The 12985-nt window shown below is 69.2% G+C and carries 9 protein-coding genes; 2 read left to right on the top strand and 7 right to left on the bottom strand.

Annotated features, from left to right (window positions below):
* Nucleotides 1-26: 26 nt before the first annotated feature.
* Nucleotides 27-1760: a glycerol-3-phosphate dehydrogenase/oxidase gene (locus tag ACZ6DL_RS31655; protein ID WP_466056614.1), complete on the bottom strand. Its 1734-nt coding sequence runs from the start codon at nt 1758-1760 to the stop codon at nt 27-29.
* A 565-nt stretch (nt 1761-2325) separates the two neighbouring features.
* Between ACZ6DL_RS31655 and glpK the strand changes: the two genes are divergently transcribed.
* A complete protein-coding gene (gene glpK / locus ACZ6DL_RS31650; RefSeq protein WP_466056612.1) occupies nt 2326-3825 on the top strand; it encodes a glycerol kinase GlpK in 1500 nt (499 codons plus the stop codon).
* A gap of 430 nt (nt 3826-4255) precedes the next feature.
* Here the strand turns inward: glpK and ACZ6DL_RS31645 are convergent, their stop codons facing one another.
* The 4 genes from ACZ6DL_RS31645 to ACZ6DL_RS31630 all read right to left on the bottom strand — a co-directional run bounded on the left by ACZ6DL_RS31645 (nt 4256) and on the right by ACZ6DL_RS31630 (nt 9358).
* The gene (locus tag ACZ6DL_RS31645) at nt 4256-5434 is read right to left on the bottom strand and encodes an aminotransferase-like domain-containing protein (RefSeq protein WP_466056610.1); all 1179 of its coding nucleotides are present in this window, start codon (nt 5432-5434) and stop codon (nt 4256-4258) included.
* 88 nt (nt 5435-5522) lie between these two features.
* Nucleotides 5523-6533, bottom strand: a complete 1011-nt coding sequence (locus tag ACZ6DL_RS31640; protein WP_466056608.1) for a DUF8176 domain-containing protein — start codon at nt 6531-6533, stop codon at nt 5523-5525.
* Between the two features lie 73 nt (nt 6534-6606).
* Nucleotides 6607-7575: a hypothetical protein gene (locus ACZ6DL_RS31635; protein ID WP_393240310.1), complete on the bottom strand. Its 969-nt coding sequence runs from the start codon at nt 7573-7575 to the stop codon at nt 6607-6609.
* A 379-nt stretch (nt 7576-7954) separates the two neighbouring features.
* Nucleotides 7955-9358 (bottom strand): NAD(P)H-quinone dehydrogenase, encoded by a 1404-nt coding sequence (locus ACZ6DL_RS31630; RefSeq protein WP_466056606.1) that lies wholly within the window; start codon nt 9356-9358, stop codon nt 7955-7957.
* A gap of 174 nt (nt 9359-9532) precedes the next feature.
* On the opposite strand from ACZ6DL_RS31630, the gene ACZ6DL_RS31625 reads away from it, so the two are divergent.
* On the top strand, nt 9533-10006 hold the full coding sequence (locus ACZ6DL_RS31625; protein WP_063051589.1) for a gamma-glutamylcyclotransferase family protein: 474 nt from the start codon (nt 9533-9535) through the stop codon (nt 10004-10006).
* A 218-nt stretch (nt 10007-10224) separates the two neighbouring features.
* On the opposite strand, the gene ACZ6DL_RS31620 is transcribed toward ACZ6DL_RS31625, so the two are convergent.
* Complete coding sequence (locus ACZ6DL_RS31620; RefSeq protein WP_466056767.1) at nt 10225-11373, bottom strand: M20 family metallopeptidase; 1149 nt, start codon at nt 11371-11373, stop codon at nt 10225-10227.
* Between the two features lie 116 nt (nt 11374-11489).
* Nucleotides 11490-12731 (bottom strand): M20 family metallopeptidase, encoded by a 1242-nt coding sequence (locus tag ACZ6DL_RS31615; RefSeq protein WP_466056603.1) that lies wholly within the window; start codon nt 12729-12731, stop codon nt 11490-11492.
* Nucleotides 12732-12985 lie beyond the last annotated feature (254 nt).

The raw sequence follows: 12985 nt of genomic DNA, 5'->3' as shown, positions 1-12985 counted from the left end.
ACCGTCCAACGAGTAGACCGGCCGGCTCACCCTTCGGATGGCACCGGCTCCAGAATCTCGGGGCGCGGCTCCGGAGCCGCGATCCGCAGGGCATCGGCGGAGGCGTCGTCCGGTTGGGTCTGCGAGTGGACTTCCGCGTCGACCCGCGCCTGATAGGTCTGGACCTCTCGGTCGATCTCCTCGTCGTCCCAGCCCAGGATGGGTGCGATCAGCTGGGCCACCTGCTCGGCACAATTGGCTCCGCGATGCGGATACTCGATCGAAATCCTGGTCCGCCGGGCCAGGACGTCGTCCAGGTGCAGGGCGCCCTCGGCCGCCGCCGCGTAGACCGCCTCCACCTGCAGATAGGATGGCGCGTCCGTAATCGGCTGCAGGAGTTCGGGTTTGTCGGCGGCGAAGGCCATGACCTCCTCGATGAGCGACCCGTACCGGTCCAGCAGGTGCTTGATCCGGTACGGATGCACGCCGAAGGTCTCGGCCAGCTGCACTGTCTGATTGACCAGCGCGAAATACCCGTCGGCCCCCAGCAGCGGCACCTTCGCGGTGACCGACGGCGAGACCCGGGCCGGAATGTCCTCAGCCACTTCGTCTACCGCGTCGTAGGCCATCACCCGATAGGTGGTGTACTTGCCACCCGCGATGCCGATCAGACCGGGTGCGACCCGGGCGACCGCGTGCTCGCGCGACAGCTTGGACGTCTCGTCGCTCTCCCCCGCCAGCAGCGGGCGCAGCCCGGCGTACACGCCGTCGATGTCGTCGGGGGTGAGCGGCGTGACCAGCACCTCGTTCACCCGCTCCAGCAGGTAGTCGATATCGGCCTTGGTCGCGGCCGGATGGGCCAAATCGAGATTCCAGTCCGTGTCGGTGGTGCCGATGATCCAGTGAGCGCCCCAGGGGATGACGAACAGCACCGAAGTCGCGGTGCGCAGGATGATCGCGGTGTCGCTGACGATCCGGTCTCTGGGCACCACGATGTGCACGCCTTTCGAAGCCCGCACGTGGAACCGGCCCCGCTGGTGCGACAGGGCTTGGACTTCGTCGGTCCACACGCCGGTCGCGTTGATCACCACATGCCCACGGACCTCGCCGGTACGCCCGTCCTCGGTGTCGCGCACCTTCACGCCGACCACCCGGTCCGCCTCCCGCAGGAACCCGACCACCTGGGTGGACGTGCGGATCACCGCGCCGTAGTGCGCGGCCGTGCGCGCCACCATCATGGTGTGGCGCGCGTCGTCGACGACCGTGTCGTAGTAGGCGACACCGCCGATCAGCGAGTCGCGCCGCAGCCCCGGCGCCAGCCGCAGAGCGCCCGCGCGGGTCAGATGCTGTTGACCCGGTACGGATTTGGCGCCGCCCATGGTGTCGTAGAGGGCCAGGCCGGCGGCCACATACGGCCGCTCCCAGACCCGGTGGGTCAGCGGGTACAGGAACCGCAGCGGCTTCACCAGGTGCGGCGCCAGGGTGGACAGCGTGAGCTCGCGTTCCCGCAGCGCCTCGCGTACCAATCCGAACTCCAGCTGTTCCAGATATCGCAGCCCGCCGTGGAACATCTTCGACGACCGGCTGGAGGTGCCCGACCCGAGATCGCGGGCCTCGACCAGGGCGACCTGCAACCCCCTCGTCGCCGCGTCCAACGCGATGCCGGCCCCCACCACGCCACCGCCGACGACGACCACATCGAAATGATCTTTGCCGAAGCGCTCCCAGGCCACCCTGCGCTGCTCCGGCCCGAGGGCCTGCGAATCCGGTTTCTTGGCCATGCTCGACTCCTCCAGCCGACGCGGATGTGTCCGATCGAGCGTTCAGGTCCAGGCTAGGCGAACCGCCACGGATCGAGCGCCCGCGCCCCGGTTCGTGTCGCCCCGGCCTACTCGCCGGTAACAAGATCCACCCTAGTCGAGCGGCGAGTTGTCCCCACCGGCCGGTGAGGCAGCCCACACCGCACCGCGCTCACCGCCTTCTCGAGTCAGCCACCGCAAGTCCCATGCACCATGCCTGAGCCGAGCACGCGCCGTTCGCGGCCCGGCTCGCGTTCCAGTGGCGGTCGTGTAGGCGCCGAAGAAACAAGCAGCGGTCACGCCCGGGACGACAACCGGGCCACTATCGACCGTGCTACGGGTAGTGAGCTCCGATACCCACCTGCCCAGCGCACCCCAACTCCCGGTTTCGAGCGAAGCGAGACCGAGCATGTTCCGTTCGCGGCCCGGCTCGCGTTTGCGCGACCGTCGCGTAGGCGACGAAGGAGCAAGCGGCGGTCGCGCAAACGCGAGCCACAAAGGGGCCGCGAACACGCCGCGACGCAGTCGCGGCCAATAAACTCAGCGCATGCGTCGCTATGTGGCCGCCATCGATCAGGGCACGACCTCGAGTCGGTGCATCGTCTTCGACCGTCATGGGCACGTCGTCGGCGTCGCCCAGCGTGAGCACGAGCAGATCTTCCCGCAACCGGGCTGGGTGGAGCATGATCCCGAAACCATCTGGCGCGATACCGAATTCGTCCTCGGCGACGTGCTGGAGCGCAGCGGGCTCGGCGCTGAGGACATCGCCGCGGTGGGAGTCACCAACCAGCGCGAGACGACGGTGGTGTGGGATCGCGCGACCGGGCGGCCGGTGTACAACGCGATCGTCTGGCAGGACACCCGCACCGACCGGCTGTGCGCCGAACTGGGCGGCGAGGCGGGACCGGCCCGCTACCAGGATCGCACCGGACTCCCGCTGTCCACCTATTTCGCGGGGCCGAAGCTGCGCTGGATCCTGGACAACGTGCCGGGTGCACGAGAGCGCGCGGAGGCGGGCGAGCTGTGCTTCGGCACCGTCGACAGCTGGGTGCTGTGGAATCTCACCGGCGAGCACATCACCGATGTGACCAACGCCTCCCGCACCATGCTGCTGGACCTGCGCTCCTTGCAGTGGGATTCGGAGATCTGCGCGGAGTTCGGCGTGCCGGAGTCGATGCTGCCGCAGGTGCGCAGTTCCTCGGAGGTTTACGCCCCGATCAGTTCCGGACCGCTGGCCGGGGTACCGGTCGCGGGTATCCTCGGCGACCAGCAGGCCGCCACCTTCGGCCAGGCCTGCTTGTCGCCGGGCGAGGCCAAGAACACTTACGGCACCGGCAATTTCATGCTGCTCAATACCGGCACCACACCGGTGTTCAGCAAGCATGGCCTGCTCACCACGGTGTGTTACCGCCTCGGTGACGCGGACGCGGTGTATGCCTTGGAGGGCTCGATCGCGGTCACCGGCTCACTCGTGCAGTGGTTCCGGGACAACCTGGGCATCATCTCCGCCGCCGACGAGATCGAGCCGCTGGCCCGCAGCGTCGACGACAACGGCGGCGCCTACATCGTTCCCGCCTTCTCGGGGCTGTTCGCTCCCCGCTGGCGTCCGGACGCGCGCGGCGTGATCGCCGGGCTCACCCGTTTCGTCACCAAAGCACACCTCGCGCGCGCGGTGCTGGAATCCACCGCGTTCCAGACCCGTGAGGTGGTCGACGCGATGCGCGCGGACGCCGAGTCCCAGCGGCTCGGCCTGGAACTGACCACATTGAAGGTGGACGGCGGCATGGTCGCCAACGACCTGCTCATGCAGTTCCAATCCGACATCCTCGACGTGCCCGTGGTGCGCCCGGTGGTCAACGAGACCACGGCGCTCGGCGCGGCGTACGCGGCCGGGCTCGCCGTCGGTTACTGGGCGGGCACCGATGACATCCGCGCCAACTGGACCGCCGACAAGACCTGGCACCCCGCGATGTCGGACGCCGACCGGGACGAGCACTACGCCGCGTGGAACAAGGCCGTCGAGCGCACCTACGGCTGGGTGGACTGACGACCGCACCGGGATGGTATTTCGCTCGCCGTACCGCCTCCCTTCGACCGGTCGGTCGGTCCACCCGGCCGAGAAGTGATCGGCGACCGCTGCGAGCCGAGTTCGCGCGGCGGCAGTGTCGCCGTTGACCCGGTCTCGCAGTAGACCCGCGAGACGAAGATCGGGCCGGTTCGAAGATCGAACCGGCCCGATCGAGATGGCCGAGACTCGGTTCCCGGCCGGCGACTCCGTCAGCCCGGATGGCACCACGTCGTCACCGGCTGGCAGTGGTGCGCCGAAGCGACACCCGGCACCAGCGAGACCATGCCGACGGCGATCACAGCGCTCGCAAGCAATTTCACGATCATCGAATTACTCCCCTCCTATTGGATGTGCGCAACCCTATCGGGTGAATCCATCCGGAAGCAATCGAAACTCGTTGCGCCCGAGCCTATTCACCTATCGCGTGCGCCAAGCGCGCGACCGCCTCCCGAAGCGTCGCCGCCTCCGAGGTGGTGAAGCACAGACGCATCGAATTCCGATGGGCGCCGGAGACCGCGAACGCCTCGCCGGGGACGTAGGCGACGCCGAGATCGACGGCGCGGGGCAACAAGTCCACGGTGTCGGTGCCATCGGTGAAATCGACCCATACGAACATGCCACCCGCGGCGTCGGTGCTCACCAGCCGGTCACCGAAGCGCATGCGCAGTTCGTCCACCAGCACACGCGCTCGCGCACCATAGACGCGCCGGACCTCCCGCACATGCGCTCCCAGCCACTCGGCATCGGCGAGCAGCTCGGCGGCGATCTGCTGGGTGAGAGCGGATCCGCACAGGTCCGCGCCCTGCTTCAGCAACTCCACACCCCTGCACACCGCGTCGGGCGCGGTCATCCAGCCCACCCGCAAGGTCGGAGCCAGCGTCTTCGACGCGCTCGACAGCCGGATCACGTGGGACGAATGCGCCGCGACCGGCTCCGGCGATGGGTTGTCGAACCACAGTTCGCCGTATGGATCGTCTTCGATCACCCAGAATCCATACCGCTCGGCGAGTTCGGCGAGTTCACGACGACGCCCCGGGCTCATGGTGACGCCGCGCGGATTGTGGAAATTGCTCACCGTGTGCACCAGCGCGGGCCGCTCGCCGCGGCCGAGCAGGTCCGCCAGCGCGTCGACCCGCATACCCTCGGCATCGAGCGGAACGGTGACGATGCGCGATCCGGCGGCACGGAACACCTGCAGCGCGCCGACGTACGCCGGATCCTCGACCACGACGAGCGCACCAGGGTCCAGCAGCACTTCGGCGAGCAGCGACAGCGCCTGCTGAGAACCGTGGGTGACGAACACCTCCTCGAGCGGCACCGGCCGCCCAAGCCGCGCGGTCTCGCGTGCCGCGAGCACCTCACGCAGCGGGCCCCAGCCCGCCGATTCGGTGTATTGCAGTCGTGCGCGGTCCGCCAGCGCCGACTCCGCGGCCTGCGCGATCCGGTCACGCGGCATCAACTGCTCGTCGGGCAGGCCGCCCGCCAGACTGACCACGTCGTCGCGCGCGGCCACCTTCAGCAGATCACGAATCGCCGAACTCTGCAGGCCGCCGAGACGCCGGGCCAACGGTGGAGTGATCGACGACATGGACACCTCCAAGGAATGCGCGATACCCCACTGTCGCACATTCGTACCAGACTCTGAAATCAGAATCTCACATTTTGAGAAAATGGAGTCAATCGATCAGATAGATGAGGGTCCGTCCGTCCAGGTTCACGGTGGTGATCACGGGGAAGTACTTGGCCTCGGTGCCGTCGGGGCGGCGCTCGGTGAGCTCGACGTTGAAGCGGTCGGGGGCCATCTCCGCGATCCGAAGGCAATAGGCCGTGCCCTGCGGGATGTGCTGGTCGATGGTCTTCTGCAGGTCGACAGGCGGTTCGACGTTCGCGCCCGGTGCCACGAAAGTGTGCGCGCGGGTAGCGCTGCGCTCGGAATAGTACGCATGCTCGAAGCCGAGAATCGCGCGGATCCCACTGCTCGTATCACCCGAGCCGTTGCCGAAGGTGACATTGCCCTCGGTGCGGGTCGGGCAGTTCATCGCCACGGCGCTGGTCGCGGCCGAAGCGGCCGTGCCGTCCTGGCCGTCGTCGCTGCCGCCGGCCATCACGATGGTCACCGTCAGCGCGACCAACGCCACCACCGCCGCGAGCGTCCCCAGCACGACCCAGCGCCGCGAGGGACTACGCCGCGCAGGCGGGGGCTTATCGGGAAGGCGCAGCGCAAGCCGCATGGCGACCGGGTCCTCGGCCCAGGACAGAGCCGACTCGGAGGGCGGCGGAGGCTTCGGAACGCCGCCTTCCAGCGTCGGCCGGTTCCACCACGAGTCCTGCTCGCCGTTTTTGGGCTGCGGGCGCGCGGCCTCCGCGGCAGGCGGGTGGGGCTGGGAAGCCGCGGGCGGCGCTACCGGCCGTTCGGAGTAGACCGTCGAATCCGGCGCGCGAAACTGCGGGGACAGTGCGGGCGTCGTCTCCGGCTGCCCTGCCGGACGCCAGGTGAGTTCGGGGTGGTCGGCCGACTGCTGCGGCACCTGCCAGCCCGGGCCGGTGTTCGCGCCCATCGGGGGACCGAATTCCGCGACGGGCGGCCCGAACTCGGAAACCGGCGGCCCGAACTCCCCCAACGACGGACCGAACTCCGAACCGGACTGGTCGGATTCGTTCTCCCTCGCATCACCCTCGGAGGTCACACCCAATCCTTTCCCAGGACACACAAGTGGGGCGGCCGCGAACGGCCGCCCCACCCGTCGAAAACAGCACGTGTCAGTACTGGAGTGAACCACCCCACTGCGTGGTGGCACCACCCACGTCGACGGTCTGCGGAGCGAAGTCGCCCGGCTGAAGCGGAAGCTTAACCTGTGCGGCGGCGTCCAGGGCGGCCGCGCCGCCCGGCTGCTCGCGGATCCAGTCCTCCACCGCGGCCTTGGCCTGGTTCAGCTGCGTGGTGTCGAACACCGACGTGGTGTTGTTCGACGCCAGGCCCTCGCCACCGGTGTAGGTGGTCAGCTTGACGGTGTTCTTGTCGACGAACTCCACCGAGACACCGGCTTCGCCCGCGCCGGTCGGCGTGCGGTAGCCGATGGTGCCGACGTACCCGGCCTCGTTACTGAAGTGGTGGGTGTTGGCCACGTGGCCCGGCAGCAAGGTGCCGCCGTCGATGTTCGCGCCGATCTCCGCGTGCGGACCGGTCATCTCCACGACCGGGGCGGCCGGGGCTGCCTCCATACGTGGCGCCTGCCAGCGCGGCTGCGCCTGCGGCTGCACCAGCGTGGAGCTCTCCGGCTGCCGTGCCGGGGCGTTGTCGCTCTGGGCGTCCGGCTGCGGCGCGGCCTGCTGGCCGGGCTGCGGAGCCGCCTGCTGCCCGGGCTGCGGCGCGGCCTGGTCCGGCGAGACCGCGGCCTGCGGGTCGCTCGGCTTCTGCTGGCCGGGGACCGGCAGCGGCGCGACACGCGGCGGGGTCACGCCCGGCTGGGTCGGCTTGGCGAGCTTCGGATCCTTCTGGTCGGGCGCGGCGTGGTCCGACTCCGGCGTGGTGACGCCCGGCTGACGCGGCGTCGGCTTGCTCTCCGGCTTCTCCGAATCCTGCTTGGACTCGGGCTTGTTCGGCTCCGGCTGCGTGGTCTCCGGGGTGCTCGGCGACTCGTTCACGCCCGGCTGCGTGGGAGCGGGCGTCGGCGGAGTGGTCGGATCGTTCGGAGCCGCCCCCGCGGGAGCAGCGAAGAGAGTGGCCACTGCAGCCGCTGTGGCCAGTGGCAACGAGGTGCTCGCCATCGCTCGCTGCGCCCGACTCGGCTTACGATGTTTCACTTTTCGCGCTTCCTTCCCGGGTGCGGCCGAATCGGCCGCATACAGTTGTCCCTGGGTGAGACGCCTGATCGTCGAACGACCCGGGCCGTTCGCCGTGCCGATTCGGAAAGGACCCTTCCCCCCACACCGAACTCCGCGACCGTCCTTCGATCGCATCTCTGCCGAGAGTGAACCACATGTGCGCACGATGGGCAACGCGGCGAATAGCCATGGCTGGCAAGAGCGCCCGCATCCCGTGCCTGCCCCGAGTTCACCGGGCACGATGTCCGGGATCGGACACGGCACCGGATGCGCCGGAAAGAGGTCAGTCGAGGTCGTCGTGCCGCATCAGCAACCGCGCCGCCTCGGTCACCGAACCGGTGAGCGACGGGTACACCGAGAAGGTCTGGGCCAGGTCGTTGACCGTCAGATTGTTCTGCACGGCAAGGGCGATCGGCAGGATCAGCTCCGAGGCGATCGGCGCGACGACGACGCCGCCGATCACCACGCCGGTCGCGGGACGGCAGAAGATCTTGACGAAACCACGCCGCAGACTCGACATCTTGGCGCGCGGGTTCGTGTTCAGCGGCAGCATCACCGTGCGCGCGGGAACCTCGCCGTTGTCGATCGCGGTCTGGCTGACGCCCACGGTCGCGATCTCCGGCCTGGTGAACACCGCGGAGGCAACGGTCTTCAGGCGAATCGGACTGACACCCTCGCCGAGCGCGTGGTACATCGCGATGCGTCCCTGCATCGCGGCCACCGAGGCCAGCGGCAGCAGGCCGGTGCAGTCGCCCGCTGCGTAGATGCCCGGCACCGAGGTGCGCGACACGCGGTCCACCCGCAGGTAACCACCGCGGTCGAGTTCGATGCCGACCCGCTCCAGCCCGAGGCCTCCCGTGTTGGGCGTCGAACCGACGGTCATCAGCGCGTGCGAGCCGGAAACGGTGCGCCCGTCGGAGAGCTTGACCACGATGCCGTCGGCGGTGCGCTCCACCGCGTCCGCGCGCGCGTGCTTGACCAGTTCGACGCCGCGCTCGGCGAGCGCGTCCTCCAGCACCAGCGCGGCGTCGGCGTCCTCGCCGGGCAGCACGCGGTCGCGGCTGGAGACCAGCTTCACCCGCACACCCATCTCGGTGTAGGCGGAGACGAACTCCGCGCCCGTCACACCGGAACCGACGACCACCAGGGTCTCCGGCAGTTCCTCCAGGTCGTAGAGCTGACGCCAGTTGAGGATGCGCTCACCGTCCGGTTCCGCGCCCGGCAGCACGCGCGGGCTCGCGCCGGTGGCGATCAGCACGACCTCGGCCTCGATGGTCTGCTGCGCGCCGTCGGCCAGCTTGGCCAGTACCCGGTGCGCGGCCAGGCCGCCGCCGCGTTCGATCAGCTCGCCGTAGCCCGCCAGCACGGTCACTCCGACGGTCTGCAACTTCGAGCGGATGTCGGAGGACTGCGCGAGCGCCAGCGCCTTCACGCGCGCGTTCACCTCGGTCAGCTGCACGTGTGCCTGGTTCGGGTCCAGGGTGATGCCGAGATCGCGAGCGCGGCGCAGGTCGGTGCGCACGCCGGTCGAGGCGATGAAGGTTTTCGAAGGGACGCAGTCCCACAGCACGCAGGCCCCGCCGATCCCGTCGGAATCGATCAGCGTCACCGACGCTCCGTGCTGGGCCGCCACCAGAGCCGCCTCATAGCCGGCCGGTCCGCCACCGATGATCGCGATGCGGGTCATTGATACCTCCGCTCGTGCTTCGCGCCGGGATCTCCGGCACGGGGTAAACGTTATCCGGCAACCACCTCGCACTACCGACCGCGTTACCGCTGCGCAGCGGGTCCCCGCCGCGCGCCGCGCCGCAGGTGCGGCAATCGAACGCGGTCTGTGAAGGTTATTGGCTACCCTTTGCTGGTGCCGATCTATGCCGCTTACGGGTCCAACATGGACTCGACGCAGATGCTCGAGCGCTGTCCGCACTCCCCCATGTCCGGGACGGGCTGGTTGGAGGGCTGGCGGCTGACCTTTGCCGGTGACGACATCGGCTGGGAAGGGCCTCTCGCGACGGTCGTCGAGGACCCCGGTTCCCGGGTCTTCGTCGTGCTCTACGACGTGTCCCCGGAGGACGAACAGCGGTTGGACCGGTGGGAGGGCTCGGACTTCGGTATCCACAGGAAGATCCGCCTGCGCGTCACCCGCAACGCCGACGGCGGGGAGCCCACGCTGGCCTGGCTCTACGTGCTGGACGCCTACGAGGGCGGCCTGCCCTCGGCACGCTATATCGGCGTGATCGCCGACGCCGCCGAAAAAGCGGGCGCGCCAGAGGATTACGTACACGCCCTACGCACTCGCAACAGCCGCAACGTCGGCCCGGGCAACTTCGGCTGACCCCCTGTCACACCGCAACGGCGGCTTGGCCGACCCTTCCGGGTCGGCCAAGCCGTCGGCGCACTCCCAGCCCCCTCCAGTGCGAGGCCGTCGAGCACCGTTCGCGGCCCGGCGCGCGTCCGAGTGGGCGAAGCGCATGCGCCGCAGGCGCGAGTCTCGCCCGCTCGGACGCGCGCCACAAAGGGGCCGCGAACACCCAGCGCCGCAGGCGCTGGAAATCAGATGGAGCCCGCGTCGAGCACGAGATTGCTCAGCACCCGGACGCCGACCTCGAGCGCCCGCTCATCGATGTCGAAGGTCGGCTGGTGCAGATCCAACTGTTCGCCCTCGCCGGACCAGACCCCCAGGCGTGCCATCGCGCCCGGCACCTTCTCCAGGTACCAGGAGAAGTCCTCGCCGCCGCCGGACTGCGGGGTGTCGGCCAGCGCGTCGGGGCCGAGCGCGCGGATCGCGTCCTCGAAGATGCGGGTGGAATGCTCGTCGTTGACCACAGGGGGCACGCCGCGCCGGTAGTTCAGCTGGTAGCGCACGCCCGTCGGGGCCAGCAGGCCGTCGACGATCTCGCGCACCATCGGCTCCAGCAACGACCAGGTGCCGTGATCTCCGGTGCGGATGGTGCCGGTGAGCATGCCGGTCTGCGGAATGGCGTTGGGCGCCTTCCCCGCGCTCACCGCGCCCCACACCATCACGGTGCTGGTGCGCGGATCGATGCGGCGGCTGAGCAGGCCGGGCAGGCCGGTGATGACCGAGCCGATCGCGTAGACCAAGTCACTGGTCAGGTGCGGACGGGAGGTGTGGCCGCCCGGCGAGTCGAGCACCAGCTCGATGGTGTCGGCGGCGGAGGTGATCGCGCCCACGCGGATACCGATCCGGCCCACCTCGAGGCGCGGGTCGCAGTGCAGCGCGAAGATCCGCTCCACGCCCGTCATCGCGCCGGCGGCGACCACGTCGATCGCGCCGCCCGGCATGATCTCCTCGGCGGGCTGGAAGACCAGCCGCACGCTGACCGGCAGTTCCGGCGCCTCGGCCAAGGCCAGTGCCGTGCCGAGCAGGATGGTGGTGTGCGCGTCGTGGCCGCACGCGTGCGACACGCCCGGCACCGTGGAGGCGAATGGCAGTCCGGTGAACTCCTGCAGTGGCAGCGCGTCCATGTCGGCGCGCAGGCCGATGCGCGGGCCGTCCGGTCCGATATCACAGATCAAGCCGGTGCCGCCGGGCAGAACCTGCGGCGTCAGACCCGCCTTGGTCAGCCACGCCGAGACGAACTCGGTCGTGCCGAACTCGGTACGGGACAGTTCCGGGTTGGCGTGGATGTGCCTGCGCCACTGGACGAGATCGACCGTGTGGTCGGCCAGCCACGACTCCACCGCTTCCCGCCCGGATCCCACGGTCTCCGGCGCCGCGGAGCTGCCGGGGCCCTCCGTGGCCACGCGGACGCCCGCTGCCGGGCCCGTCGCCTGCGCCGCCGAACGGCCGGTTGTGCTCACCGAATGTCCTCCTGTCGTTGAACTAGCCGTTGCAACAACCTGTCTCTATGGATGTCATCGCGGGCGACGGCGATAGCGGTACGCGCGAGCGCGAGCGCACCGTCGAGGACCGCACGATCCGCCGAGGCATTGACGCTGGCCGCGGCGAAGCCTGGCTGATGTGTCACCGCACCACCGGCATCGATGCCGATGACCGGGTGAATGCCCGGAATGACGTTGGTGACGTTCCCCATATCGGTGCTGCCCAGCGGCCGCTGCGCCTCGAACTCCGGAGCGAGCGGCACGCGTCCCAGTCCGGTGAGCTGCTCGCGATAGGCCAGCAGTAATTCCGGATCCGGGGTCAGCTCGGTATACGTCGGCGCGAGCGTCCGGATTTCGTGGTTGCAGCCGGTCGCAAGGGCGCCCGCCTCGAAGCAAGCCGACGCTCGTCGCGTCAGATCGTCGAGGGATGCGGAGTCGACTGCGCGTAGGTAATACAGCAGTTCCGCACGTCCGGGCACGATGTTGGGAGCTACGCCACCGTCGCCGACTATACCGTGCAGTTGCTGGCCAGGCAGGAGATGCTGCCGTAGCAACCCCAGAGCAACCTGCGCGACGGTCACGGCGTCGCCCGCGTTGCGACCCTGCTCCGGGGCCGCGCTGGCGTGCGCCTCCCGTCCGTGGAATACCACCGACACATCGGCCAGAGCCAGCGAGCGGGCGCCGACGATGTCGAGCGGACCCGGGTGCACCATCATCGCCATCGCGACGTCGTCGAACACTCCGCGCTCCAGCATGAGCACCTTGCCACCGCCGCTCTCCTCGGCGGGCGTGCCGAACACCAGCACGGTGAGATCCAGCGCGTCGGCGACCTCGGCGAGACCCAGCGCCGCGCCCACCGCGGCCGCGGCGATGATGTTGTGCCCGCAGGCGTGCCCGATCTCGGGTAGCGCGTCGTACTCCGCGCAGAGACCGACGGTCAGCGACCCGCTGCCATAGCGCGCGCGGAAGGCCGTCGGCAGGTCGGCGACCCCGCTCTCGATCTCGAAACCGCGCTCGGCCAGCGGTGCCATGGTCTTGGCGACGCTGCGGGTCTCCTCGAACGCCAGTTCGGGTTCGTCGTGAATCGAGTGCGAGAGCCCGATCAATTCGGCGGCGGCCGCCCGGATGGCGGCGTCACTGCGAGCGACAGCGTCGACCTCGCACACGGCGTTGCCGTCGTGCTGCGCTTCTCGGCGATCGCTGCGCGATGGTGGCATGCAACACAGTCTCGCACTGTATTTGTTTTCCAGCGCCTTCGGCGCTGGGTGTTCGCGGCCCTGTGTTGGTTTTGCCAGCGCCTGCGGCGCTGGGTGTTCGCGGCCCTCTTGTGGCTCGCGTTTGCGCGACCGCCGCTTGCTCCTTCGTCGCCTACGCGACGGCCGCGCAAACGCGAGCCGGGCCGCGAACGGAACATGCTCGGTCTCGCTTCGCTCGAAACCGGGAGTTGCGGTGCGCTGAGCGCGTAGGAGTG

The organism is Nocardia sp. NPDC041819 (assembly GCF_055590505.1).
Note: the sequence above shows the minus strand (reverse complement) of the source record. Positions and strands in the feature narration are given on the sequence as shown.